23 protein-coding genes and 1 tRNA gene are annotated in these 24,223 nt (G+C 71.0%); 8 read left to right on the forward strand and 16 right to left on the reverse strand.

Annotated elements, in window-relative coordinates; translation table 11 throughout:
- Positions 1 to 11: 11 nt before the first annotated feature.
- The 6 genes from ACIBJF_RS08295 to ACIBJF_RS08320 form a co-directional block, all read right to left on the reverse strand.
- Positions 12 to 914 (reverse strand): LLM class flavin-dependent oxidoreductase, encoded by a 903-nt coding sequence (locus ACIBJF_RS08295; RefSeq protein WP_399172909.1) that lies wholly within the window; start codon positions 912 to 914, stop codon positions 12 to 14.
- A gap of 42 nt (positions 915 to 956) precedes the next feature.
- Positions 957 to 1,424: a hypothetical protein gene (locus tag ACIBJF_RS08300; protein ID WP_399172910.1), complete on the reverse strand. Its 468-nt coding sequence runs from the start codon at positions 1,422 to 1,424 to the stop codon at positions 957 to 959.
- A 69-nt stretch (positions 1,425 to 1,493) separates the two neighbouring features.
- Positions 1,494 to 2,042: an RNA 2'-phosphotransferase gene (locus ACIBJF_RS08305; protein ID WP_399172911.1), complete on the reverse strand. Its 549-nt coding sequence runs from the start codon at positions 2,040 to 2,042 to the stop codon at positions 1,494 to 1,496.
- A gap of 254 nt (positions 2,043 to 2,296) precedes the next feature.
- Positions 2,297 to 3,571, reverse strand: coding sequence for an ISL3 family transposase (locus ACIBJF_RS08310; protein WP_399172912.1), 1,275 nt, complete (start codon positions 3,569 to 3,571; stop codon positions 2,297 to 2,299).
- Between the two features lie 547 nt (positions 3,572 to 4,118).
- Positions 4,119 to 5,873, reverse strand: coding sequence for an SDR family oxidoreductase (locus ACIBJF_RS08315; protein ID WP_399172913.1), 1,755 nt, complete (start codon positions 5,871 to 5,873; stop codon positions 4,119 to 4,121).
- 32 nt (positions 5,874 to 5,905) lie between these two features.
- Complete coding sequence (locus tag ACIBJF_RS08320; RefSeq protein ID WP_399172914.1) at positions 5,906 to 6,748, reverse strand: M24 family metallopeptidase; 843 nt, start codon at positions 6,746 to 6,748, stop codon at positions 5,906 to 5,908.
- Positions 6,749 to 7,015: 267 nt separating this feature from the next.
- Between ACIBJF_RS08320 and ACIBJF_RS08325 the strand changes: the two genes are divergently transcribed.
- The 6 genes from ACIBJF_RS08325 to ACIBJF_RS08350 all read left to right on the forward strand — a co-directional run bounded on the left by ACIBJF_RS08325 (position 7,016) and on the right by ACIBJF_RS08350 (position 11,241).
- Complete coding sequence (locus ACIBJF_RS08325) at positions 7,016 to 7,996, forward strand: ABC transporter ATP-binding protein (RefSeq protein ID WP_399173033.1); 981 nt, start codon at positions 7,016 to 7,018, stop codon at positions 7,994 to 7,996.
- The gene (locus tag ACIBJF_RS08330; protein WP_399172915.1) at positions 7,986 to 8,903 is read left to right on the forward strand and encodes an ABC transporter permease; all 918 of its coding nucleotides are present in this window, start codon (positions 7,986 to 7,988) and stop codon (positions 8,901 to 8,903) included. Before ACIBJF_RS08325 ends, ACIBJF_RS08330 begins: the two co-directional genes overlap by 11 nt.
- Positions 8,900 to 9,811, forward strand: a complete 912-nt coding sequence (locus ACIBJF_RS08335; protein ID WP_399172916.1) for an ABC transporter ATP-binding protein — start codon at positions 8,900 to 8,902, stop codon at positions 9,809 to 9,811. The genes ACIBJF_RS08330 and ACIBJF_RS08335 overlap by 4 nt, the downstream gene beginning before the upstream one ends.
- A 10-nt stretch (positions 9,812 to 9,821) precedes the next feature.
- Complete coding sequence (locus tag ACIBJF_RS08340; RefSeq protein WP_351802785.1) at positions 9,822 to 10,541, forward strand: ABC transporter permease; 720 nt, start codon at positions 9,822 to 9,824, stop codon at positions 10,539 to 10,541.
- Positions 10,542 to 10,659: 118 nt separating this feature from the next.
- Positions 10,660 to 10,902, forward strand: a complete 243-nt coding sequence (locus tag ACIBJF_RS08345) for a hypothetical protein (protein ID WP_399172917.1) — start codon at positions 10,660 to 10,662, stop codon at positions 10,900 to 10,902.
- 251 nt (positions 10,903 to 11,153) lie between these two features.
- Positions 11,154 to 11,241, forward strand: a tRNA-Ser gene (locus ACIBJF_RS08350).
- A gap of 245 nt (positions 11,242 to 11,486) precedes the next feature.
- On the opposite strand, the gene ACIBJF_RS08355 is transcribed toward ACIBJF_RS08350, so the two are convergent.
- The 9 genes from ACIBJF_RS08355 to ACIBJF_RS08395 all read right to left on the reverse strand — a co-directional run bounded on the left by ACIBJF_RS08355 (position 11,487) and on the right by ACIBJF_RS08395 (position 21,620).
- Entirely contained in the window at positions 11,487 to 12,287 is an 801-nt protein-coding gene (locus tag ACIBJF_RS08355) for an HAD family hydrolase (RefSeq protein ID WP_399172918.1), read from the reverse strand.
- Positions 12,284 to 13,561 (reverse strand): serine--tRNA ligase, encoded by a 1,278-nt coding sequence (serS, locus tag ACIBJF_RS08360; RefSeq protein WP_399172919.1) that lies wholly within the window; start codon positions 13,559 to 13,561, stop codon positions 12,284 to 12,286. The genes ACIBJF_RS08355 and serS overlap by 4 nt, the downstream gene beginning before the upstream one ends.
- 607 nt (positions 13,562 to 14,168) lie before the next feature.
- Positions 14,169 to 15,101 (reverse strand): prephenate dehydratase, encoded by a 933-nt coding sequence (gene pheA / locus ACIBJF_RS08365; protein ID WP_351802777.1) that lies wholly within the window; start codon positions 15,099 to 15,101, stop codon positions 14,169 to 14,171.
- Positions 15,102 to 15,302: 201 nt separating this feature from the next.
- Positions 15,303 to 16,586, reverse strand: coding sequence for an iron uptake transporter deferrochelatase/peroxidase subunit (gene efeB / locus ACIBJF_RS08370; protein WP_399172920.1), 1,284 nt, complete (start codon positions 16,584 to 16,586; stop codon positions 15,303 to 15,305).
- Between the two features lie 8 nt (positions 16,587 to 16,594).
- Positions 16,595 to 18,586 (reverse strand): copper resistance CopC/CopD family protein, encoded by a 1,992-nt coding sequence (locus tag ACIBJF_RS08375; RefSeq protein WP_399172921.1) that lies wholly within the window; start codon positions 18,584 to 18,586, stop codon positions 16,595 to 16,597.
- A gap of 17 nt (positions 18,587 to 18,603) precedes the next feature.
- Positions 18,604 to 19,086: a copper chaperone PCu(A)C gene (locus ACIBJF_RS08380; RefSeq protein ID WP_399172922.1), complete on the reverse strand. Its 483-nt coding sequence runs from the start codon at positions 19,084 to 19,086 to the stop codon at positions 18,604 to 18,606.
- Positions 19,083 to 19,736: an SCO family protein gene (locus ACIBJF_RS08385; protein ID WP_399172923.1), complete on the reverse strand. Its 654-nt coding sequence runs from the start codon at positions 19,734 to 19,736 to the stop codon at positions 19,083 to 19,085. Before ACIBJF_RS08385 ends, ACIBJF_RS08380 begins: the two co-directional genes overlap by 4 nt.
- 105 nt (positions 19,737 to 19,841) lie before the next feature.
- On the reverse strand, positions 19,842 to 20,594 hold the full coding sequence (locus tag ACIBJF_RS08390; RefSeq protein WP_399172924.1) for a YcnI family protein: 753 nt from the start codon (positions 20,592 to 20,594) through the stop codon (positions 19,842 to 19,844).
- 162 nt (positions 20,595 to 20,756) lie between these two features.
- Positions 20,757 to 21,620 carry a hypothetical protein gene (locus ACIBJF_RS08395; RefSeq protein WP_399172925.1) on the reverse strand — a complete coding sequence of 288 codons (864 nt, stop codon included), beginning with the start codon at positions 21,618 to 21,620 and terminating at the stop codon, positions 20,757 to 20,759.
- A 186-nt stretch (positions 21,621 to 21,806) separates the two neighbouring features.
- Between ACIBJF_RS08395 and ACIBJF_RS08400 the strand changes: the two genes are divergently transcribed.
- Positions 21,807 to 22,253 (forward strand): ATP-binding protein, encoded by a 447-nt coding sequence (locus ACIBJF_RS08400; protein ID WP_351802763.1) that lies wholly within the window; start codon positions 21,807 to 21,809, stop codon positions 22,251 to 22,253.
- Positions 22,254 to 22,260: 7 nt separating this feature from the next.
- Entirely contained in the window at positions 22,261 to 22,824 is a 564-nt protein-coding gene (locus ACIBJF_RS08405) for a GNAT family N-acetyltransferase (protein WP_399172926.1), read from the forward strand.
- Positions 22,825 to 22,834: 10 nt separating this feature from the next.
- On the opposite strand, the gene ACIBJF_RS08410 is transcribed toward ACIBJF_RS08405, so the two are convergent.
- Positions 22,835 to 24,199 (reverse strand): PLP-dependent aminotransferase family protein, encoded by a 1,365-nt coding sequence (locus tag ACIBJF_RS08410; RefSeq protein WP_399172927.1) that lies wholly within the window; start codon positions 24,197 to 24,199, stop codon positions 22,835 to 22,837.
- Positions 24,200 to 24,223: the final 24 nt, after the last annotated feature.

Here is a 24,223-nt window from a genome sequence, read left to right on the forward strand (position 1 = left end):
CGGCGTACCGATCAGTCCAGCTGGGCGGTGGCCTCCATGGCGATCTGCTCGAAGACCTTCTCGTCCGCGGCGAAGTCGGAGTCCGGGATGGGCCAGTGGATCACGATCTCGGTGAAGCCCAGCTCCCGGTGCCGGCCGGCGAAGTCCACGAAAGCGTCCAGGGACTGAAGCGGCCGGGCCCGGTCCGGGGTGAAGCCCGTGAGCAGGATCTTGTTGAGGCCGGTCACGTCCCGCCCGGCGTCCGCGCAGGCCTCGGACAGCTTGGCGATCTGCCCGCGCAGGGCCTCGACGGACTGCTCCGGGGTGCCGTTCTCGTACAGCTTCGGGTCGCCGGTGGTCACCCACGCCTGGCCGTGCCGCGCGGCGAGCTTCAGGCCGCGCGGTCCGGTGGCCGCCACCGCGAACGGCAGCCGGGGTCGCTGCACGCAGCCCGGGATGTTCCGGGCCTCGTGCGCCGAGTAGAAGGGGCCCTCGTGCGTCACCGCGTCCTCGGTGAGGAGCCGGTCCAGCAGCGGCACGAACTCGGCGAACCGGTCGGCGCGCTCGCGTGGGCTCCACGGCTCCTGGCCCAGCGCCGTCGCGTCGAAGCCGGTGCCGCCGGCGCCGATGCCGAGGGTGATCCGGCCGCCGGAGACGTCGTCGAGGGAGATCAGTTCCTTGGCGAGGGTCACCGGGTGCCGGAAGTTCGGCGAGGTCACCAGCGTGCCGAGGCGCAGCCGCTCGGTGGCGGCAGCGGCGGCGGTCAGCGTCGGGACCGCGCCGAACCACGGGCCGTCACGGAAACTGCGCCAGGACAGGTGGTCGTAGGTGTACGCCGTGTGGAAGCCGAGCTGCTCGGCCCGCACCCAGGCCGAACGGCCGCCCTCGCTCCAGCGGCGGTACGGCAGGATCACGGTGCTCAGACGCAGACTCATGGGTCCGAGAGTAAGCGGACCCACGGACGACGGACCAAACGGTCACCATACGCGGCTGCTCAGCCACGGGCTGAGCAGGGCCATGGGGACGTACTCCTTGTGCGTGCGGTCGCCGGGCAGCGGGACGACGAGGCGGTAGCCGGGCGGGAAGCGGCGCGCCTTGACATGGGCGAGGCCCTCGAAGACGGAGCGGAGGAAGGCGGGCACGTCGTCGCGCGGGATGTCGGGGCACTCGATGCCCTCGACGGTGATCAGCGCGTCGTCCTCCGGGTAGAGACGCACGCTCACCCGTGGCACGCCGCCGAACTCGACGTACGCCTCGTGCGGCAGGGAGCCGTCGGGGTCGGTGATCACACCGATGCCCGCGGCGCTGCGGCGTGAGATCTGGTCGGCGCCGATGTCGTGGGTCACCTCGATCTCGCGGGCGTAGTGGGCGGCGAGGGCGCGCAGCGCGGCGACGGCGGACTCGGTGGTCGGCAGGTGCTCGGGATGTTCGGGCGGGTGGTCCATATCACTGATCATGACGGCGGTCGGGCGCGGCTGTCAGCCGAGGGCCGGGGCAAGCAGAGGGCCGAACATTCAGTGCGGTCCAGGAAACCGCAGGTAGCGCGGGGGTACGGCCTTCGTCAGCCAGACGCCGTTGGCGCTGACATGGAAGACGTGGCCGTCGCGGTGCATGGCTCCGGCGTCGACGGTGAGCACCACGGGGCGGCCGCGCCGGGCGCCGACCCGGGTGGCGGTCTCGCGGTCGGCGGAGAGGTGGACGTCGTGCCGGCTCATGGGCCTGAGGCCGTCCGCCCGGATCGCGTCCAGATTGCGGGCGACGGTCCCGTGGTAGAGATACGGCGGCGGGGTCGCCGGGGGCAGCCCGAGATCGACCTCGATGCTGTGGCCCTGGCTGGCGCGGATCCGGCTGCCCTCGATCTTGAAGCGCTGTTTGTCGTTGGCGGCCACCACGTGGTCCAGTTCCTCACGCGTGAACCGGAAGCCGTGGGCGGCGGCCGCGGCGATCAGCGTGTCGATCTCCACCCAGCCGCCCTGGTCCAGGGTGAGCCCGATGCGCTCCGGCTGGTGGCGCAGGTGTTTCGAGAGGTACTTCGACACCTTCACGGTGCGTCTTTCGTCCATGCGTCCAGGGTGCGGGAGAGACATGGATCACGCAGGTTCTTTTTGCTCGTAGGTTTGGTCCACAACCAAGTGGTGTTATCCACAGGGGGAATTGACGATTCTGTGGACAAGTGACGTGCGCATTAGGGTGATTCGGTAACTTCCTTGCATTGTGAGGTGCATGAGGCCGAACAAGTCAAGGTACGGGCCGTTACCTCACGTTCAGCGACCAATGTGATGGATTTGGGGCTCTCCTGTCGCTTCCGTGGGTGGGGTTATGCGAGTTGACGGCCTGGTAGCTGCGGGCGGTGTCCGCCGAGGCTGAGCATCGCCAGGGCGATCAGGGCGTCTGGGCTCTTGAACCCGAAGGCCAGGCGGGTGATGAGCCGGATCTTGGTGTTCGTGGATTCGATCAGCCCGTTGCTCAGGTTGTGCTCGGCCGCGGCGATGATGGTGTCCCAGTGCCGGACGATGGCGCGTTGGAGGTCGACGAAGGCGGGGATGCGGCAGCGGCGGGCCCAGATCACCCAGTCCCACAGCACCTCGGTGGCGTCCTTGCCCTGCTTCAACGCCATACGCAGGCCCTCCTTGAGGAGGTAGGCGCGGTGCAGCAGGGGGTGCGCGGCGGCGATGAAGGCGAGCTGGGCCTGCTGGCCGGCGGTGAGATCCTCGGGGTTCTTCCATAGCGCGAAGCGGGCCTTCTTCAGCGACTTCGAGCCGCGGGTGGTCCGGCCCTTGCCACCTCGCTCGGCATTCCACACGTCCCGGCGGACGACGTCGAGGGCGTCGGTGGCCCACTTCACGACGTGGAACGGGTCCATGCAGCGCACCGCACCCGGGCAGCGGGCCGCAACGACGGCATCGATCCACTCGGCGCCGTCCGCCGACACATGCGTGATCTTCCCGGCGCGCTCGGCGCCGAGGGCGTCGAAGAAGGTGTGCAGGGTGTCCTTGTCCCGGCCGGCCGCGGCCCACACCAGGCGCCCGGAATCGTGATCGACCACGATGGTGAGGTACTTGTGCCGCTTCTTGTAGCTGATCTCATCGATGCCGATCCGCCGCAGTCCGGCAAACAGGTCCACCGATGCCTCGACGTCGGCCCAGACCCGCTCGCAGATGCTGCCGACGGTGCGCCAGCCGATCCGCATCAGCTGGGTGACGGTGGTCTTGCTGCAGCAGGTGGCCAGCCATGCCACCGTGTCGTCGAAGGCCAGTGTGTGCCCGGCGCCGTGCCTGGCCCACGGCACCGAGGCCACCGTCACGCCGTGCTCGGGACACAACACCCGCGGCGCCTCCGCCTCGATCACCGCCCGCAGCGTGCCCAGATCCAGCGCCCGCCAGCGACGCCGCCCCTCCCCGTTGTCGTACTTGCCGCACCGCCGCTCGCAGACCCCGCAGCGCAGCCGACGCCCGCGTGCGGGGCGGGCATGCACCACGATCAGCACGTCCCCAGGGTTGATCTCGTCAGCCTCGGATTCCTCGACCTCGACCCCCTCGATCACGGTCCTTTCGACACCGAGCAACCGAGTCCATATCCTTGAAGATCGCACGCCGTATCCAGGTTCTTCCGTTTCGTACCTTCAGCAGTCGAAACGTATCCCGGGTACGGCGTGTTCTCTGCATCAGCCCTGGTCAGCGACCCACGGAAGCGACAGGAGAGCCGGATTTGGCAACATATTCACTTCCAACAGGCTTGTCTGGGGCCCGGATCGCCTCAGTGAGGCGAGCGGCCGGAGTGCTCTTCGCAGGATCGCCACCCCCAGGTGTGTGCGCGGACGTCGGTCACCAACGTGGCTGTCGCACCCACGAGTTCAGCCTTCACGGTCTGCTGGGCCAGAGGGCGCAGCCGACGTACCAGTATGGCCGATTCCACCGTGTGCGCGTCCGTACGGTGACCGGGTGCGTCCAGGTAGCGCGCGAAGACGTACTCGGCGATCTGACCATCAACTCCCTTGGGTGACTTGCGACAGCGGACAGCGACACGGCGGACCGGTGTAACTCGACGGCCAAGCAGAACTCTTGGTGACTCGGCGCGGCTGGTGATCCGAAGCGGCGGCGGGCACTGCAACTCCCCAAGTGAGTGCGACCCCCGGGTAGTTACAACTTCGGCTCCACCCGTGCCAGCCCCCGCAGCGCTCCCGGCAGAAAACGCGACAGCAGATGCGCGCCCCGCGCTTCCGGCGTCACCGGCACGACCGCCCTGTTGCGGGCCACGGCGTCCAGGATGGCCTCGGCGACCTTCTCCGGTGGGTAGTTGCGCAGGCCGTACAGGCGGGCCGAGTTCTTCTGGCGGCGCCGCTCCTCAGCCTCGTCCACTCCCGCGAAGCGGGCCGTGGAGGTGATGTTCGTGTTGACGATGCCGGGGCAGATCGCGCTCACCCCGATGCCCTGCCCGGCGAGTTCGGCCCGCAGGCACTCGGAGAGCATCAGCACCGCGGCCTTGGAGGTGCCGTAGGCGGGCAGGGCCCGGGAGGGCTGGAACGCCGCCGCCGAGGCGATGTTGACGATGTGGCCGCCCTGGCCGCGCTCGGCCATCCGCGCGCCGAAGAGCCGGCAGCCGTGGATCACACCCCACAGATTGACGTCCAGGACCCTGCGCCAGTCCTCGGAGGTGGTGGCGAAGAAGGAGCCCGACAGCCCGATGCCCGCGTTGTTGACCAGTACGTCCAGCACGCCGTACTCGCGGTGCACCTTCTCGGCGAGCTTCTCCATCGCCTGCTCGTCGGAGACGTCGGCCGGCTCCGCCCAGGCGTCGGGGGCGCCGATCAGCCGGGACAGCTCGGCGGTGCGGGTGGCGGCCTCGGCGTCGCGGTCGACGGCCACCACGCGGGCGCCGGCCTCCGCGAACGCGAACGCCGTGGCCCGGCCGATGCCGCTGCCGGCCCCGGTGATCAGGACCAACTGGCCGCCGAACCGGTCGGCGTGCCGGCCGGTTGCCTTGGGCTCTGGGCGCCCGCCGTCCACGGACATGATGAATTCCTCGATCCAAGAGGCGAGTTGATCAGGGCGGGTGCGCGGGACCCAGTGCTTGGCCGGGAGCGTGCGGCGGGTCAGCCGGGGCACCCACCGCTCCAGGTCGTCGTACAGGCGCTCCGAGAGGAACGCGTCCTGCTGGGGCGTGATGAGCTGCACGGGCGCGTGCGCGTACGCGTCCGGGCGCGGCCTGAGCAGCCGGGCGCGGACGTTGTCCCGGTACAGCCAGGCGCCGTGCGCGGCGTCGGAGGCGAGGGAGGGGGTCGGGTAGGCGCCGCCGGGGACCTTCTCGACCCGCTGGAGGATCTTCGGCCAGCGTTTGCCGAGCGGGCCGCGCCAGGCCAGTTCCGGCAGGGCCGGAGTGTGCAGCAGGTACACGTACCAGGACTTGGCGCCCTGGCCGAGGAGCTGGCCCACCCTGCGGGGCGTCGGACGCTGTACGCGCGCGTTGATCCAGTGCCCGAAGTGGTCCAGGGACGGGCCCGAGATCGAGGTGAAGGAGGCGATCCGGCCCTCGGTGCGGCCGACCGTGACGAACTCCCAGGACTGCACCGAGCCCCAGTCGTGCCCGACGAGGTGGACCGGGCGGTCCGGGCTCACCGCGTCCACGACGGCCAGGAAGTCGTCGGTGAGCTTGGCCAGCGTGAAGCCGCCGCGCAGCGGCCTCGGCGCCGTCGAACGGCCGTGGCCCCGGACGTCGTACAGGACCACGTGGAAGCGGTCGGCCAGGCGGACGGCGACCTCGGACCAGACCTCCTTGCTGTCCGGGTAGCCGTGCACCAGCACCACCGTGGGCTGCTCCGGGTCACCCAGCTCGGCCACACACAGCTCGATCCCGCCGGTCGCCACCCGGCGCTCCCGCGCACCCTTCGGCGTCACGTCCGCCGTCACTCCTTCCGACCCACCCGCCGTCACTTCTCCTCCGCCCAGCGCCGCACGTGCGGCAGCTCGTCGTCCAGCCAGAACGCGCTCTCCCCGGGGTCCTTGGAGTCGGTGACCACGAGGATCTCCTCGAACTTCGCACCCGTGCCCCGGAAGCCGAGGTGCGGTTCGACCGCCCACAGACCCGGCCGCGGCGGATGGTCGGAGAAGCGGTACGGCGACCACAGCGGCGACCAGCCCTCGCGGTGGCCGTGCAGCGCGTCGGAGGCCAGGCCCTTCAGGGACTGCGTGCCGAATCCGAACACGTGGGGGGAGAAGCGGCGCTGCTTCACTCGGTCCACCTTGTGGGCGATCACACCGAACGGGTACGCGCGATGCCGGTTGGCGTAGCCCTGGCGGACCATGAGCCGGTCCACGTCCTCGTAGATCTCGCGCAGCGGCCGCCGCTCGCGCACCTCGCGCAGGATCAGCTCGCGGTGCGCCTCCAGATCGGCCATCAGCCGGTCCTGCACCGGGTTGACGCCGAGTGAGCCCGAGTAGCCGATGTCCGCCGTGTAGCCCTCGAAGACCGGCGCCATGTCCAGGATGAACGGCATCCCGGGCTCCAGGGCGCGGTCGGTGGGGAAGAACTGCAGCGGTACGCGGAAGTTCACGAACGCCGTGCGGTCGCCGAACCAGGCGAAGGGCAGATGGAACCAGTCCCGCACCCCGCGCTCGCGCAGCCACTCCCGCTGCATCCGCGCCGCCTCGCGCTCGGTCACGCCCGGCTCCAGCCGCGCCGCGACCGCCTCCGCGCATTCGTAGGCGAGGCGCTGCACCCGCCTGAACCCCCGCAACTCCACGGAGAGTTCGCTGCTCACTGCCGTCGTCATGCCGCCCCGTCCCGTCGCGTCGCCGACTCGTCCCGTCGATGCGCCGACTCGTCTGTGGACCGCCGTACTCGTCCGTAACTTGACACTGGCGAATGTGGCAGTTGTTAGAGGCCGCGTCAATAGGACGGCTGGCAGGCTGTGGAGAACCCGGGGTAACCCTTAGGCGTGGCATCCCCTAGGGCCCCGTAATACTTGGGTCTGACGCGAAGACGGCTCTGAGGTCTGACGACCGGCGTGGCATGTATCACTACCTTCGTAGGCGTGACTGTGATCGCGACCGAAAGCCTGAGCAAGCGGTTCCCCCGGGTGACCGCGCTCGACCGGCTGTCCGTGGACATCGGAGCCGGTGTGACCGGACTCGTCGGAGCCAACGGCGCCGGCAAGTCCACCCTGATCAAGATCCTGCTGGGTCTGTCCCCCGCCACGGAGGGCCGCGCCGAGGTGCTCGGCCTCGACGTCGCCTCCAGGGGCGGCGCCATCCGCGAGCGCGTCGGCTACATGCCGGAGCACGACTGCCTGCCGCCCGACGTCTCGGCCACCGAGTTCGTCGTCCACATGGCGCGCATGTCCGGCCTGCCGCCCGCCGCCGCGCGTGAGCGCACCGCGGACACCCTGCGCCACGTCGGACTGTACGAGGAGCGCTACCGCCCCATCGGCGGCTACTCGACCGGCATGAAGCAACGGGTCAAGCTCGCCCAGGCGCTGGTGCACGACCCGCAGCTGGTGTTCCTGGACGAGCCGACCAACGGCCTCGACCCGGTCGGCCGGGACGAGATGCTCGGCCTGATCCGCCGCATCCACACCGACTTCGGCATCTCGGTCCTGGTCACCTCCCACCTCCTCGGTGAACTGGAGCGCACCTGCGACCACGTCGTCGTCATCGACGGCGGCAAGCTCCTGCGCTCCAGCTCCACCACCGACTTCACCCAGACCACGACCACCCTCGCGATCGAGGTCACCGACAGCGACACCCACCCCGACGGCACCCGCGCGGTCCGCGACGCGCTCCACGCGCGCGGGGTGGAGACCGAGAACGAGGGCGCCGGACTCCCCGGCGCCGGACACATCCTGCTGCTGACCGCCCAGGGCGAGGAGACGTACGACCTGGTCCGGGACGTCGTCGCCGACCTCGGCCTCGGCCTGGTGCGCATGGAGCAGCGCCGGCACCACATCTCCGAGGTGTTCACCAGCAGCGCCGAGCACAGCGGCGACGAGCAGCCGAAGGAGGCCGTCCGCCATGGCGGTTGAGCACCCCTTGCAGCCCCTGACCTCACCCGCGGGCGACCAGACCCGCATCCACGACATCGGCTACCGCGGCTACGACGGCCCGCGCCTCGGCCGCGCCTACGCCCGCCGCTCGCTGTACGCGCAGTCCCTGCGCGGCGCCTACGGCCTCGGCCGCTCGGCCAAGTCCAAGGTGCTGCCGATGCTGCTGTTCGCCGTGATGTGCGTGCCCGCGGCCATCATGGTGGCCGTCGCCGTCTTCACCAAGGCGCATGAACTGCCGGTCGCCTACACCCGCTACGGGATCATGATGCAGGCCGTGATCAGCCTGTACGTCGCCGCGCAAGCACCCCAGTCGGTCTCCCGCGACCTGCGCTTCAAGACGGTCCCGCTGTACTTCTCGCGGCCCATCGAGACCGCCGACTACGTGCGCGCCAAGTTCGCCTCGCTCGCCTCGGCGATCTTCATCCTGACCGCCGCTCCCCTGCTCGTGATGTACGTGGGCGCGCTGCTGTCCAAGCTGGGCTTCGCCCACCAGACGAAGGAATTCGCCGAGGGACTGGTCTCCGTGGCCCTGCTCTCCCTGCTCTTCGCCGGCATCGGCCTGGTCATCGCCGCCGTCACCCCGCGCCGCGGCTTCGGCATCGCCGCCGTGATCGCCGTGCTCGTCATCTCCTACGGAGCGGTCAGCACCCTCCAGGCCATCGCCGATGTGCAGAACCACACCTCCGCCATCCCCTGGATCGGCCTGTTCTCCCCGGTCACGCTCATCGACGGCGTCCAGTCGGCCTTCCTGGGCGCGACCGCCCGCAACCCCGGCGCGGTGAACCCGTCGACCGGGCAGGGCCTGGTCTACGTCCTGGTCGTGCTCGCCCTGATCGCCGGCAGCTACGGCCTGCTGATGCGCCGCTACAAGAAGGTGGGACTGTGACCACGCTCAGCATCGACCACGTCTCGCGCTGGTTCGGCAACGTGGTCGCCGTCAACGACATCACCATGACCATCGGCCCCGGCGTCACCGGCCTGCTCGGACCCAACGGCGCCGGAAAGTCCACGCTGATCAACATGATGGGCGGCTTCCTCGCCCCCTCCACCGGCACGGTCACCCTCGACGGACAGCCGGTGTGGCGCAACGAGCGGATCTACCGGCACATCGGCATCGTCCCCGAGCGCGAGGCGATGTACGACTTCCTCACCGGCCGCGAGTTCGTCGTCGCCAACGCCGAGCTGCACGGCCTCGGCGACAAGGCCGCCAGGCGAGCCCTCGCCACGGTCGAGATGGAGTACGCGCAGGACCGGAAGATCTCCACGTACTCCAAGGGCATGCGGCAGCGCGTGAAGATGGCGAGCGCGCTGGTCCACGACCCGTCGCTGCTCCTGCTGGACGAGCCGTTCAACGGCATGGACCCGCGCCAGCGCATGCAACTGATGGACCTGCTGCGGAAGATGGGCGACGAGGGCCGCACGGTGCTGTTCTCCTCGCACATCCTCGAAGAGGTCGAACAGCTCGCCCGGCACATCGAGGTCGTCGTCGCGGGCAGGCACGCCGCCAGTGGCGACTTCCGCAAGATCCGCCGGCTGATGACCGACCGCCCGCACCGCTACCTGGTCCGCTCCAGCGACGACCGCGCCCTCGCGGCTGCGCTGATCGCCGACCCCTCGACGGCGGGCATCGAGGTCGACCTGACCGAGGGCGCACTGCGCATCCAGGCCGTCGACTTCGGCCGCTTCACCGCCCTGCTGCCGAGGGTCGCCAGGGACCACGGCATCCGACTGCTCACGGTCTCGCCGTCCGACGAGTCCCTGGAGTCCGTCTTCTCGTATCTGGTCGCGGCGTAGGAGGCCGAAGATGTACGACCCCACCGTCGCCCGGCTCACCTACCGGGCCCTGCTCGGCCGTCGCCGGGCCCTCATCCTCGGCGCGCTGCCGCTGCTGCTGATCGTGATCTCCGTGGCCGTACGCGGCCTGACCGGAGCCGACGACCAGACGGCCTCCGACGTACTCGGCGGCTTCGGGATCGCCACGATGGTGCCGATCATCGGCGTCATCGCGGGCACGGGCGCGATCGGACCGGAGATCGACGACGGCTCCGTCGTCTATCTGCTGTCCAAGCCGCTGAAACGGCCCACGATCATCTTCACCAAGCTGATCGTCGCCATCGCCGTGACCATGGTGTTCTCGGCGGTCCCGACCCTGATCGCGGGCCTGATCCTCAACGGCAACGGCCAGCAGATCGCCGTCGCCTACACCGTCGCCGCGCTGGTGTCCTCCATCGCCTACTCGGCGCTCTTCCTGCTGCTCGGCACCGTCTCCCGGCACGCGGTGGTCTTCGGACTCGTCTACGCGCTGGTCTGGGAGGCGCTGTTCGGCTCACTGGTGCCCGGCGCGCGCACGCTCAGCGTCCAGCAGTGGTCGCTGGCCGTCGCCCACAAGCTCGCCGGCGGTGACCTGGTGACCTCGGACGTGAGCCTGCCGACGGCCACGGTGCTGCTGGTGGCGGTGACCGTGCTGGCCACCTGGTACGCCGGGCAGAAGCTGCGGACGCTGAAGCTGGCGGGCGAGGAGTAGGCCCGCCGGGGGTCCCGCCAGGGCTCCGGGGTCCCCACCGGGCCCCGGGGCCTTGACGGGGACTTCATCTCGACCCGGGCACACTGGGCAAAGCGGATGTACGGCTAGGAGGCCGGTCATGGCACAGGAGATACCGCAGCACGACGAGTGTGGGCGCTCCGGCGGTGACGTCTGGGACGAGCTGGTCCTGGACGAGTCCTTCGTGCGCTCCGCCGAGACCTCCGAGCCGTCCGCGAGAGCACGGATGCTGGCCGCCCGCTGGCGGGCCGAGGAGCCGGAGCCGCAGCCATGGCGCTCCGACGAGCCCCCGGCGGGCTGGTTCTTCAGCAAGGCGCGTCGGCGCAGATGGCGCCGGCGCTAGCGGCGCCCTTTTATTCGGTGGCGCCCAACTCGGCGGTCAGGCACAGTGATTGTGCCCCATCCGCCGGGATCGTCCCGGCGTCATGAACCGGGAGTGGAGGTGGGCGATGTCCATGCACGGCAGTACGCCCAGCTCCCGCCAGGGCAGCCCGAGGCCGGCTCCGGTGTAGTTACCCCGCCGTGGAGCCCTAGGAGCTGCCCGGGGCGGCCGCTTCGAGCACGCGATGTCGCTCTCGCGTGGGCCGCCCACCCGGAGGATTGGCCGAGTGGTAAGGCACCGGTTTGCTAAACCGTGGTCGGGCCTGAAAAGCCCGCGCACGTTCGATTCGTGCATCCTCCGCGAGACGTTGTCACTGGGAGTTGGCCGACTTGCCGGCTGGGAGTACGTGGGGTGGCGCCCGGTGCTGTGGGTGGCCGACGGGGTGTCTCACGCGCCGGCGCCGGCAGGGTGCCCTCTGCCCGCAGCGGCGGCGGCGCTTGGAAGGCGCCGGTGCTGCAACGCCCCAGGGGCGGGGAATCGCGCGACCAGCCACGACGCACCCGCACCCGGCGACGGACCGCACGTCGCACGGCGAGCCCCGGCCGCTAAGCCAGCAACCGCTCCAGCACCACCGCGATCCCGTCCTCCTCGTTGGAGGCGGTCACCTCGTCGGCCACCGCGCGGAGCTCCTCGTGGGCGTTGGCCATGGCCACGCCCCGGGAGGCCCAGGCGAACATCGGGATGTCGTTGGGCATGTCGCCGAAGGCGATCGTGTCCGCGGCCTTCAGACCGAGGCGACGGGCCGCCAGGGAGAGGCCCGTGGCCTTGGACAGGCCCAGCGGGAGGAGTTCCACGACGCCCGCGCCCGCCATGGCCACGGTGACGAAACCGCCGGCCGCCTGCCGGGCGGCGTCCGCCAGCTCGTCGTCGCCCATCGTCGGATGCTGTATGTAGATCTTGCCCAGCGGAGCCGTCCAGAGGTCGGACGCGTCCGTGAAGGGGGTGGCGGGGAGCCTGCCCGTGACCGCGTAGCCCGGGCCCACCAGCACCTCTCCGTCGAGACCGTCCCGGCTGGCCGCCAGGTACAGCGGACCCACCTCGGCCTCGATCTTGGCCAGGGCCACGCCCGCCAGCTGCCGGTCCAGGGTCACGGACGTCAGCAGGCGGTGCGCACCGGCGTCGTAGACCTGCGCGCCCTGGCCGCAGACGGCGAGTCCCTCGTAGCCGAGGTCGTCCAGGATGTGCCGGGTCCACGGGACCGCGCGGCCGGTGACGACGATGTGGGCCGCGCCCGCCGCGGTGGCCGCGGCGAGCGCGTCCCGGGTGCGCTGGGAGACCGACTCGTCGGAGCGCAGGAGCGTTCCGTCGAGGTCGGTCGCGATCAGCCGGTAGGGGAAGCCGGTCACTTGGCGACCGGCTCCAGGACCTCCCGGCCGCCCAGGTACGGGCGCAGCACCTCGGGGACCCGGACCGAGCCGTCGGCCTGCTGGTGGTTCTCCAGGATCGCCACGATCGTGCGCGGTACGGCGCACAGCGTGCCGTTGAGGGTGGCGAGCGGCTTGACCTGCTTGCCGTCGCGGACGCGGATCGACAGCCGGCGGGACTGGAACTCGGTGCAGTCCGAGGTCGAGGTCAGCTCGCGGTACTTGCCCTGGGTCGGGATCCACGCCTCGCAGTCGAACTTCCGGGCGGCCGAGGCGCCGAGGTCACCGGTGGCGACGTCGATGACGCGGAACGGCAGCTCCAGCGAGGTCAGCCACTGCTTCTCCCATTCCAGCAGGCGCTGGTGCTCGGCCTGGGAGTCCTCGGGGGCGACGTACGAGAACATCTCGACCTTGTCGAACTGGTGCACACGGAAGATGCCGCGCGTGTCCTTGCCGTGCGAGCCGGCCTCGCGGCGGAAGCAGGGCGAGAAGCCCGCGTACCGCAGGGGCAGCTGGTCGGCGTCGAGGATCTCGTCCATGTGGTAGGCCGCCAGCGGGACCTCGGAGGTGCCGACCAGGTACAGGTCGTCCTTGTCGAGGTGGTAGACGTCCTGGGCGGCCTGGCCGAGGAAGCCGGTGCCGGCCATGGACTGCGGGCGGACCAGCGCCGGGGTGAGCATCGGGGTGAAGCCGGCCGCGGTGGCCTGGGCCATCGCCGCGTTCACCAGGGCCAGCTCCAGCAGGGCGCCGACGCCGGTGAGGAAGTAGAAGCGGGAACCGGAGACCTTGGCGCCGCGCTCGACGTCGATGGCGCCGAGGATCTGGCCGAGCTCCAGGTGGTCCTTCGGCTTGAAGCCCTCGGCGCCGAAGTCACGGATCGTGCCGTGCGTCTCCAGCGTGGCGAAGTCCTCCTCGCCGCCGACGGGCACGTCGGGGTGGACGAGGTTGCCGAGCCGGAGCAGCAGCTCCTGGGTCTCGGCGTCGGCCGCGTCGCGCTCGGCGTCGGCGGCCTTGACGTCGGCGGCGAGCTGGCTCGCCCGCTTCAGCAGCTCGGCCTTCTCGTCGCCGGTGGCCTTGGGGATCAGCTTGCCGAGCTGCTTCTGCTCGGCGCGCAACTCGTCGAAGCGGACGCCGGAGGACCTGCGCCGCTCGTCGGCAGACAGGAGGGAGTCGACGAGCGCGACGTCCTCTCCACGGGCGCGCTGGGACGCGCGCACACGGTTGGGGTCCTCACGGAGCAGGCGAAGGTCAATCACGAGGCCAAGGCTACCGTTGCGGGCTCGCCGCTCACGAATCCCTATTCCAAGCAGCTCGGATTCATCACCATTTGTCGCTTACGTTCCGTAATGTGCAGATTACGCAGCGTGATGCGTCAAAACCCGTCGGCGCCGGCCGGAACTGCCAGGAACGTGTCAAGGAGAAGTGTCCCACTCCCTGGTGCGGGGCAGCGCCCCGGCGCCGGGTTGACCGGATTTCCATGGGGAGGACGGGACTTCGGGGCCCGCTGTCCACAGCGATCCACACCCCTCCGAAGAGTTATCCACAGGCTGTGTGGAAGGTCTGTGGATTTCGGAATTGATCACTCCGGAACATCGCGGCGGACTGGAGAATTCCCAGGACAAACCCGGTTCACACCCACTTTCGAGTGGAAAGGGGTCGCTCCAAAAGATGAATCAATGGAAACGAGTGGACGAAGGGTGAGGTGCGGGATGGTGGCCGCGTCGGGGGCATGGGGGGCGATTTGTCGACCGACTCACGCACCCTTGTCGACTTGTCCCCAGGTCGAGAAGCGGACCTGTGGATAACTTCTGTGGATAACCAAGATATGCAGGTAGTACTGGTCGGAAGCAGTCTACGGCCGCGTCAGAACCGGCCGTCCTGGCAGCGCGCCACCCAGTCCGCCGCCGCCATGAACTCCTCGTCCGACGTCCCCGGCCGCGTCGCGGGAGCCTCGGCCGGCCCGATGTCCGCACGCGGATAGGAGCCGAGGAAACGCACCTGCAGGCAGATCCGCTTCAGGCCCATCAGCGCCTCCGCCATCCGCCGGTCGGAGATGTGGCCCTCGGCGTCGATGCAGAAGCAGTAGTTGCCGATGCCGGCGCCGGTCGGCCGCGACTGCAGCAGCATGAGGTTGATGCCGCGCGAGGCGAACTCGCCGAGCAGGTCGCGCAGACCACCGGGATGGTCGTCGCGCTGCCACAGCACCACCGAGGTCTTGTCGGCGCCGGTCGGCGCGGCGGGCCGGGCCGGGCGGCCGACCAGCACGAACCGGGTCTGCGCGTTCTCCGCGTCGTGGATCTCGGTCTCCAGGGCCTGAAGGCCGTACCGGGCGGCGGCGAACTCGCCCGCGAAGGCGGCGTCGTAGCGGCCCTCCTGAACCAGGCGTGCGGCGTCCGCGTTGGAGGCGGCCGACTCCCAGTGCGCGTCCGGGAGGTGCTTGCGCATCCAGTTGCGCACCTGCGGCTGGGCCGCCGGGTGGGCGGAGACCGTCTTGATGTCCGTGAGCTCGGTGCCGGGCCGGACCAGCAGCGCGAAGGTGATCGACAGCAGCACCTCGCGGTAGATCATCAGCGGTTCGCCCGCGACCAGCTCGTCCAGGGTGGTGGTGATGCCGCCCTCGACGGAGTTCTCGATCGGCACGAACGCGGCCTCGGCCTCGCCGGTGCGCACCGCGTCCAGCGCGGACTGCACCGACACATACGGGACGAGCTCCCGGGTGGCCGCTTCCGGGAGCGTCCGCAGGGCGACTTCGGTGAAGGTGCCCTCGGGGCCGAGATACGCATAGCTCGCTGGCATGTCCTCACCCTAATCGCCGCAGGCCGTCCGGGCTCGGGTGTCTCACGACAACCACTCGACCGAGTGGTTTGAATCCCGAATACCCCTAAAGCGCGTAACTCCGACAGAGCGGTGACCCGCTCGAACGTGTTTCCCCGTCACACGTCGTCCCAGCCCGCCCCTGTCACGCGCCGGCCCCACCCCCGTCACGCGCCCGCCCGCTCAGCTCTCCAGCAGCCGCTGCCCCACGTACTCGCCCTTGGCGGCACCACCCGGCACCGCGAACAGCCCGCTCGCCTCGTGCCGGATGTACTGGGACAGTGCGTCGCCCCGGTCGAGCTTGCGCTGCACCGGGACGAAGCCCCGCAGCGGGTCGGCCTGCCAGCAGACGAAGAGCAGACCGGCGTCGGGCGTGCCGTCCGCGTCGAAGCCGTCGTGGTAGGAGAAGGGACGCCGCAACATGGCAGCGCCGCCGTTCTTGTCGGGCCGGGTGATCCGGGCGTGGGCGTTGAGGGGGACGACGTACTCGCCCTTGGCGTCGGTCTTCTCCAGGTCCATGGGGGTGGTCTCGTCACCCCCGGACAGCGGCGCCCCGTTGGACTTCCGGCGCCCGATGACCGCCTCCTGGGCCGAAACCGACAGCTTCTCCCAGTCGTCGAGGAGCATGCGGATGCGGCGTACGACGGCGTAGGAACCGTTCGCCATCCAGGCCGGCTCGCCCGAGGCGGGCACGAAGATCCGCCGGTCGAAGTCGGCGTCGGCCGGCTTCGGATTGCGGGTGCCGTCGAGCTGGCCCATGAGGTTGCGGGCGGTCATGGGGTGCGCGGTGGCGCCCGGCGTGCGGTTGAAGCCGTTCATCTGCCAGCGCAGACGGGCCGCGCCCCCCGCGTCCTTCTGGATCGCGCGCAGGGCGTGGAAGGCGACCAGGGCGTCGTTCGCGCCGATCTGCAGCCATAGATCGCCGTCGCTGCGCGCCTTGTCGAGGTGGTCGGAGGAGAAGTCGGGCAGGGGGTCCAGCGCGCTCGGCCGCTGCTTCTCCAGACCGGTCCTGCCGAAGAAGGAGTGCCCGAAGCCGAAGGTGATCGTCAGCGAGGAGGGTCCGGCGTCGCAGGCCACATCGGTGTCGTCGTGCGGCGCGGCCTCGCCCGCCATCAGCCGCTCGGCCGTCGTCGACCAGCGGCGCAGCAGGGCCGCGGCCTCCTTGCGGCCGGCGCCCGCCGTCAGGTCGAAGGCGACGAGATGACCGCGCGCCTGGAGGCCCTCGGTGATGCCGGGCTGATGTTTCCCGTGAAACATCGCCCGGTCGGAGCCCACCGAGGTCAGCGGGGTGGCCGGGGCGGGTGCGGCTGTGTAGCCCACGGCACCGCCCGCCGCGCCGAGCACGAGCCCGGTGGCGCCCGCGGTGCCGAGCAGGGCGCGCCGCGAGATGCCGTGGCCGCCCGCGGGCTCGGTCGCCTCGGAAACCTCGGCGGCGGTACGGGCCTGAGGGATGGACTGGTCGGGCATGGTGTCGTTCAGCCGATCTGCGCGTTCTTGGAGACGGTCACCTGGTCGATGTCGGAGGTCCGCACGGTGACGGCGATCTTCCAGTCGCCGGCCATGGGAATCTGCACTCCGCTCGCCGACCAGTGGCCGGTGGTGATGTGGTCGGGGGTCACGGGGAGCGGGCCGATCTTCTTCGCCTCGAGGGTGAAGGCGACCTTCACCTCGGGGATGTCGAAGGCGCGGCCGTTGGGCCGCTGGACGTACACATGCATCTCGTTGCCGCCCACGCGCGCGGGGTCGAGGTCGATGCTGACGACGCCCTTGCCGTCGGTGCCGCCGGTGTCGAAGGGCATGTCCAGGGTCAGCGCGCCGTTCGAGGGCGCCGTGGCCGAGGCGGAGGAGGACGAGGAGGCGGCCTTGGCGTCCAGCTCGGTGCGGCCCGGCTCGGTCTGGGTCAGCCAGGTGGTGACGGCGAGCAGGACGACCGCGACACCGGCCTCGGCGAGCACCGTACGGCGCAGTCCGAAGCGGTTCGCGTCGCCGTCCCGCAGCCGCTTCTGCCGGGCGGTGGCCATCGCGGCCCGCTGCCGGGCGAGCTGGGCGGCGCGCTCCGAGTCGCCGGAGCCGGTGCTCTTCCCGGCCGCCTTCGCCGTGGCGGCACGCTCCTTCTCCGCCGCCCTTGCCGCGGTGACGCGTTCCTTCTCGGGCTCCTCGGCGGCCGCGGCCGTTTTCCCGGCTTCCCCGGCGTCGGCAACAGCGTCGGCGTTGTGCGCGTCGTCGGCGAGCCGCCCCGTCCACCGTCGCGATATCGAGGCGATGCCGACCAGGAGCGCCACCAGCCCGATCTTGACCAGCAGCAACTGCCCGTACCGGGTGTCGGTGAACGCCGACCAGGAGCCCAGCTGCCGCCAGGACTGGTAGATACCGGTGGCGACGAGCACGACGACGGAACCGAAGGCCAGCCGGGAGAAGCGGCGGACGGCGGAGGCCTCCACCGGTGTCTCGGCGGGCGCCCGGTACAGGGCGACCAGCAGGGCGGTGAGCCCGCCCAGCCAGGTGGCGACGGCGAGCAGGTGGACGACGTCGACGGGCATGGCGATGCCCGGCTGCAGCCCGACCGAGGCGTGCTCGGCCATGGCCCAGCTGCTCGCGAGCCCCGCCGCGACGACCACACCGCCGATGGCGAGCCCGAAGGTCAGGTCGCGTTTTTCCTGGCCCTCCTCGCGCTTGGTGTAGGCGCCGAAGAGGACGGCGACGAACAGCGCGGCGGCGGCGAGCAGCAGCAGCCGGGAGACCAGCGCCGCGCCGGTCTTTGTCTGCAGCACCTGGCCCAGCAGATCGAGGTCGAAGACGTCGGCGAACTTCCCGGAGGTGGTGTAGGAGCCGCGCAGGAGCAGCAGCCACAGGGTGGCCGCGGTGAGCGTGAGCCAGCCGCCGACGACCAGCCGCTGCAGGGCCCGTACACCTGCGCCGCGCTGCCAGCAGGCGAGCACGAAGGCCGCGCCGCCGGCGAGCACGATGAACCCGGCGTACGACGCGTACCGCCCGAACGCGTAGAGACCGCCCACGGCTCCGCCGCCCGCGACCGGACCGGTGCCGGAGACCACGGTCTGCGAGGGCGCCCCGATGGAGAAGGTGTAGGCACCGGAGACGGGGTGGCTGTCGGCCGAGACGACCTGGTAGGTGACCGTGTAGGTGCCCTTGCCGAGGCCGCTCTTGAGCTGCACCGCGTACGTCGTGCCGCTCACGTTGGTGGGTGTGCCGGTCTGGACCGGTTTGCCCCGGGGGTCGAGGACGCGCAGGGAGTCGTCGTTCATCGCGACCTTCTCGGAGAAGGTGAGCGACACCTGGCTGGGCGCCTGCTTGACCACCACCCCCTGTGCGGGGTCGCTGCCGGTCAGCGCCGCGTGGGCGGAGGCCGCTCCGGCGCCCGCGAGCAGTGCGCCGATGGCGGCGAGGAGCAGCAGCACCAGGGTGCGCAGGCTGCCCCGGTGTCCCGTGGGGGTGATGGTCCGCGTCACGGTGGTCGGTCCCTCCCTCAGTGGCCGGTCGACGGGTTGTACGTCGCGGACTTCACCGGTATCTCGACGGTGAGGGGCCCGGACTTGGCGAAGGTGAGCTTCACGGTGACCGTCTGGCCCTGCTTCGGCTGGTGCTTCAGCTTCTCGAACATCAGATGGTTGCCACCGCTTTTGAACACGAGTTGACCGTGGGCGGGTATGGCGAAGGAGCTCTTCTCCCGCATGGCGCCGCCCATGGTGCTGTGCATGGTGACCTGGCCGGCGACGTCGCTGGTCACCGCGGTCAGCTCGTCCTCGGCGCCGCCCTTGTTGGCGATCGTCAGAAAGCCGGCGGCCATGTCGGCGGAGACCGGCTGCGGCATGTACGGCCCGCTCACCGACAGTTCGGCCTTCGAGGAGCCGGAGCCGGACGACCCCGAGCCCGGGCCGGAGCAGCCGGCGAGGGCCAGCGCACCGGCGAGCGCGGCGCCCGCGGTCACGAGGGCGGGGCGGTGCCTCACGGGTTCGCCCCCTTGACGAGCTCGGGCAGGTCCTTGGTGTAGTCGTCGACCGTGGCGTCCTCGCCGTAGAGGACGTAACCGCCGTTCGTCTTCGGGGAGAAGGCGATGACCTGGGTGCCGTGGACGGAGACGAGCTTGCCGTTCTTGTCCTTCGTCGTCGGTTCCACGGAGATGCCGACGGAGCGGGCGCCGGCCTGGATGGTGGCGAAGTCCCCGGTCAGGCCGATGAACTGCGGGTCGATGCCCTTGAGCCACTTGCCCAGCTCGGCCGGGGTGTCACGGCCGGGGTCGGTGGTGACGAACACCACCCGCAGGTCGTTCTGCTCGGACTTGGGCAGCGCCTTCTTGGCGACGGCGATGTTGCTCATCGTCGTCGGGCAGATGTCGGGGCAGTGGGTGTAGCCGAAGTACAGCAGCGTCGGATGGCCCTTGGTCTCCTGGCGGAGGTCGTACTTCTCGCCGTGGGTGTCGGTGAGGACCAGGTCCGGCTTCTGGAAGGGCTGGTCGAGGACGGTGGCGGCCTTGCCCGAGTCGGACTCCTCCGAGACCACGGAGACCGGCGACTTGTCGTCGTTCCCGCTGCCGCAGGCGGAGAGGGTCAGGGTGGCGGCGGCGAGCAGCGCGGCCGCGGCGAACGTCTTCTTGCGCATAGAAAAATGTCCCAGATGTGAGTGCTCCGGCGCGCACCGGGGTCGTACGACAGCCACGACAGCGTCGCACGCCCCGCACGACCCCGGTGCGCGGTCCGGAGGGGCTTAGGCGGTCCGGCGGCGGCCCGCGAGGACGCCGTAGGCGACGCCCGCGACGCCGACGACGATGCCGACGACGCCGAGCACGCGCGCGGTGGTGTCGGTGTCGTGGGAGCCGGATCCGGAATCGGCGGCGGCCGTGGTCGCGGTCTTGTCGGAGGCGTCCTCGGCGCCCGCCGTGCCGTGGTGGTCGTCGGTCGCGGCGGACAGTTGCAGCACGGGCGCCGGGTTCTCCGGCTCGTCCTGGCCGGCCTGCGGCACCTCGATCCAGCGCACGACCTCCTTGTTGGAGTACGTCTGGACCGCCTTGAAGACGAGCTGGTCGGTGTTCTCGGGCAGGGCGCCGAGGGAGAGCGGGAACTTCTGGAAGTAGCCGGGCTGGATGCCCTTGCCGTCGGCGGCGGTCCAGGTGACCTTGGTGACGGCCTCGTCGATCTTCTCGCCGTGCACGGTCAGCGGCTTGTCGAGCTTGGACTTGGTGACCTTCACGTTCCAGCCGGCGACGGATTCGGGCATGACCGAGGCCAGCGGGTGGTCGGCCGGGAAGTTGACCTCGATCCTGGTGGTCGAGGCGCTGTCGCGCTCGTTGGGGACCTTGAAGTCGACGACCGCGTAGCCGCCCTTGGCCGCGGTGCCCTCCGGCTGCACGGAGACGTGCGCGAAGGCGGGGACGGACAGCGCCAGGACGGCCGTGCCCGCGACGGCGCCGGCGGCGAGGGAACGGGAAGCGATACGAGAAGCGATACGAGAAGCCTGCATGGCAGGAGCACTCCACTCTGAGAGTTCCGGTGAGGAAGAGGGGTACGCGTGCGCGTGGCCGTATCCTTCGGCGGGTTCACGGTGCGCACGCGCGCGTGCCGCGCGACGGCGGCAGCCCTCTGCTCCGGATCACCGGATCAGTGGAGTGGTGCGCGCGTCGCGTCAGGCGGCGAGACGGAAGGCGGCGGCGGGCGGGCCGCGCCGGATCACCGTGTGCTGGAGCGCGGTGGTGTGCGGGTCGGGTGCGTCGTCCCGGGCGGTACGACGGCCCAGCGGGAAGGGCTCGGAGGCGGGAAGCAGCCCGGCGCACAGGGCGCGCGCCAGCGCGAGCGCGGCGCGCAGCGACCGTACGAGCGCCCCCTCTGCGACTCCATGCGCCGACAACTCGATCAGCCGCAGCAGGGCCAGGTCGCCCCGGCGCAGCAGCCAGCCCGCGGTGACGGCCGCGAGGACGTGGCCGAGCAGCATCGGCAGCGAGGGCAGCAGCGCGGTGGAGGAGTCGGCGGCGTCGTAGGCGTGGTGCACGCCGCCCATGACCGCCACGGGCCGTCCCGAGCGGTCCACGAGGTGCGCGGCGAACAGCAGATGGAAGGCGCGCCCCGGGGTCAGGGCGGCCGGGCTCGACCCGCACAGCAGCCGTGCGGCCTGCTCGACCAGCGCGGTGTCGCTGAGCGAGGAGACCGTCGAGCCGGTGGAGTTCATCGACCCCATCGACCCCATCGCCGTCCCGCCGGAGGCCATGGCGGCGCCGTGCTGGCCCAGCCCGAACAGCGTGTGCAGCGCGGTCTGGCCGAGCGCGAGCAGCGCGGCGATGCCCGGCAGCGAGCGGGCCCGCCCGGCGAGCGGCACCACCAGCAGCAGACAGCCGAGGAAGCCCGCGCCCAGCGTCCACAGGGGCACGCTCGCGCAGGAGGCGAGGGTGTGCCCGCACGCGGCCAGCGCGACGCAGACCGCGGCGAACACCGCGGCCCGCAGGATCCGGAGCCCGGCTCCGGGACGCGCCGTGCGCGGGTGGGGGGCAGTCATGGCGCGCTCATCATCGCACTGCGCTTACGGGCGCCCTACGGCAGGGCCGGGGGAACGTCCCACATACACCGATTCCTCCCTCTGCGCATCGGCTGTATGGGCGGAGTCACGTCAACTGTGTGCTTACGGCCCCCTACGGGCGGCAATACGTATCGGTATGTCGAGCCGCGGCCAGGAGGCTGGAGCATGAGCATCTGGTGGTCACTCCATCTGCGCCGCGAGGCCGCGAGCGTGCCGCTCGCCCGGCGGCTTTTGATCGGCACCATGGAGACGGCGGGCGTCGATCCCGAAGTCTCCTACGACCTGTCCGTGGCCCTGACCGAGGCCTGCGCGAACGCCGTCGAACACGGCGGGAACGCGCCGCACGGCGGCGTCTCGGAGGCGTACCGGGTGACCGCGTATCTCGACGGCGAGAAGTGCCGTATCGAAGTGGCCGATTCCGGACCGGGGTTCGCCCGCACCCAGGAGATCCGGCCCGCCCGCGCGGACGCCGAGCACGGCCGCGGGCTGTGTCTCATCCGGGAACTCGCCGACCACGTGCACATCGGTGCCAAGCCCGGCCGGGGCGGCACGGTGGTCAGCTTCGACAAGATTCTCAAGTGGACGAAGGATCCCTCGCTGCTGACGGCATAGTGAGGGCATGGAGATCGAGAGCGCAGACATAGCGGCCGGGGTGACGCTGCGGCTGCTGGAGCGGGGCGACGCGGCCCCGCTGAGCGCGGCCTATGCGGACAACCGTGAGCACCTGCGGCCGTGGGAGCCGCGCCGGCCGGAGTCCTTCTTCACCGAGGCGGGGCAGCGGGAGCGGATCGACGGGATGCTGCGGGTGTTCTCCGAGGGCGGCGCGGTTCCCTTCGTGTTCCAGGCGGCGGACGGGCGGATCGTCGGGACCATCACCATGACCGGGATCGCCCGAGGGCCGTTCTGCAGTTCCTCGCTCGGTTACTGGGTGGCCGCCGACCAGCAGCACCGCGGCCTGGCCACGGCCGCGGTGGAGCGGGTCTGCCGGATCGCGCGGGACACGGTGGGGCTGCACCGGATCGAGGCCTCCACGCTGCTCGGGAACACCGGCTCGCAGCGAGTGCTGGCGAAATGCGGGTTCGAACCGATCGGCATGGCCCCGAAGTACCTGCACATCGACGGGGAGTGGCGGGACTGCCGGCTGTTCCAGCGGATCCTGCACGACCGCGATCCCGCCCTGTGACGAGCCCCTCTCAGGCGTCCAGCACCTTCGCCAGCACCTCCAGGGCCTCCGGATACGCCCGCTCGCGGGGCGTGCCGTAGCCGACGACCAGGCCCTGCGGCCGGCCCTGGCCGGGTATCTGCCAGTGGTCGCCGAGGGCGCCGAGGGCGAGGCCCTGCGCCTCCGCGCGGGCCAGCACCGCCGCCTCGTCGGGCACGTCGATCAGCGCGTGCAGCCCCGCCGCGATCCCGTGCACGCTCCGGCCCGCCCCCAGCCGGTGCAGCAACTGGTCCCGGCGGCGCCGGTAGCGCAGCCGGCACGCGCGCACGTGCCGGTCGTAGGCGTGGCTGTCGATCAGCTCGGCGAGCGCCAGCTGGCCGATGGTCTCGGTGTGGTGGTCGCTGTGCAGCTTGGCGTCGGCGACCGCGTCGACCAGGTGCGCGGGCAGCACCATCCAGCCGAGGCGGAGTGCGGGGCCGAGCGTCTTGGAGGCGGTGCCCAGATAGACCACCTGGTCCGGCGCCATGCCCTGCAGCGCGCCGACCGGCTGGCGGTCGTAGCGGAACTCCCCGTCGTAGTCGTCCTCGACGATCAGCCCGCCACACGCGCGTGCCCAGTCGCCGAGCGCCCGCCGCCGCTCCGGGTGCAGGGTCACCCCGGTCGGGTACTGGTGCGCCGGTGTGACCACCACGGCGGCGGCCTCGCCCAGCTCCTCGGGGCGCACCCCGTGCGCGTCGACCGGCGCCGGCAGGACCGTTCCGCCACCCCGCCGCACGACCTCCCGGTGGAACGGCAGCCCGGGGTCCTCCATGGCGACGGCGGCGCCGTCCAGCACGCGCGTGAGCAGCGCGAGGCCCTGGACGTACCCGGAGGTGACGACGATCCGCTCCGGCGGCGCCAGCACCCCGCGCGCCCGGCCCAGATAGCCGGAGAGCGCCGTGCGCAGCTCGATCCGGCCGCGCGGGTCGCCGTAGTCGTACGCCAGCGAAGGCGCCGTCGCTATGGCCCGGCGCAGCGCGCGCAGCCAGGCCGCCGCCGGGAACGCGCCGACGTCCGGGCTGCCGGGGCGCAGATCGAAACGCGGGGCACGCGTGCGTGTCGCCGTGCCGGGCTCCGCCGAGGCCACGGGCGGCAGCTCGGCGACCCGGGTGCCCGAGCCCTGGCGCGCCGTCAGGTACCCCTCGGCGACGAGCTGGTCGTAGGCGGCCTTGGCGGTGCCGCGTGAGATGCCGAGCTCGGTGGCGAGCCGCCGGGTGGCCGGCAGCCGGGTCCCGGGCACGAGCCGCCCGTCCCGTACGGCGGCCCGCAGGGCCCGCTCGAGTCCGATACGGCGCCCGTCCGCCGAGTCCGGCTCCAGATGCAGATCGACACCGACACCGGACCAGAAGTCGTTCACGAGAACCTTCCCCCCAGGCACGCG

The sequence above is a fragment of the Streptomyces sp. NPDC050743 genome (assembly GCF_044456925.1).
GTDB lineage: Bacteria > Actinomycetota > Actinomycetes > Streptomycetales > Streptomycetaceae > Streptomyces.

What these genes read in the sequence shown, in the direction of transcription:
- ACIBJF_RS08320 (WP_399172914.1), bottom strand. Translation starts at nt 6,748, where the DNA reads ATGACGACGGCAGTGAGCAGCGAACTCTCCGTGGAGTTGCGGGGGTTC.
- ACIBJF_RS08330 (WP_399172915.1), top strand. Translation starts at nt 7,986, where the DNA reads ATGGCGGTTGAGCACCCCTTGCAGCCCCTGACCTCACCCGCGGGCGAC.
- ACIBJF_RS08295 (WP_399172909.1), bottom strand. Translation starts at nt 914, where the DNA reads ATGAGTCTGCGTCTGAGCACCGTGATCCTGCCGTACCGCCGCTGGAGC.
- ACIBJF_RS08345 (WP_399172917.1), top strand. Translation starts at nt 10,660, where the DNA reads ATGGCACAGGAGATACCGCAGCACGACGAGTGTGGGCGCTCCGGCGGT.
- ACIBJF_RS08390 (WP_399172924.1), bottom strand. Translation starts at nt 20,594, where the DNA reads ATGCAGGCTTCTCGTATCGCTTCTCGTATCGCTTCCCGTTCCCTCGCC.
- efeB (WP_399172920.1), bottom strand. Translation starts at nt 16,586, where the DNA reads ATGCCCGACCAGTCCATCCCTCAGGCCCGTACCGCCGCCGAGGTTTCC.
- pheA (WP_351802777.1), bottom strand. Translation starts at nt 15,101, where the DNA reads ATGCCAGCGAGCTATGCGTATCTCGGCCCCGAGGGCACCTTCACCGAA.
- ACIBJF_RS08340 (WP_351802785.1), top strand. Translation starts at nt 9,822, where the DNA reads ATGTACGACCCCACCGTCGCCCGGCTCACCTACCGGGCCCTGCTCGGC.
- ACIBJF_RS08405 (WP_399172926.1), top strand. Translation starts at nt 22,261, where the DNA reads ATGGAGATCGAGAGCGCAGACATAGCGGCCGGGGTGACGCTGCGGCTG.
- ACIBJF_RS08300 (WP_399172910.1), bottom strand. Translation starts at nt 1,424, where the DNA reads ATGGACCACCCGCCCGAACATCCCGAGCACCTGCCGACCACCGAGTCC.
- ACIBJF_RS08305 (WP_399172911.1), bottom strand. Translation starts at nt 2,042, where the DNA reads ATGGACGAAAGACGCACCGTGAAGGTGTCGAAGTACCTCTCGAAACAC.
- ACIBJF_RS08400 (WP_351802763.1), top strand. Translation starts at nt 21,807, where the DNA reads ATGAGCATCTGGTGGTCACTCCATCTGCGCCGCGAGGCCGCGAGCGTG.
- ACIBJF_RS08385 (WP_399172923.1), bottom strand. Translation starts at nt 19,736, where the DNA reads ATGCGCAAGAAGACGTTCGCCGCGGCCGCGCTGCTCGCCGCCGCCACC.
- ACIBJF_RS08395 (WP_399172925.1), bottom strand. Translation starts at nt 21,620, where the DNA reads ATGACTGCCCCCCACCCGCGCACGGCGCGTCCCGGAGCCGGGCTCCGG.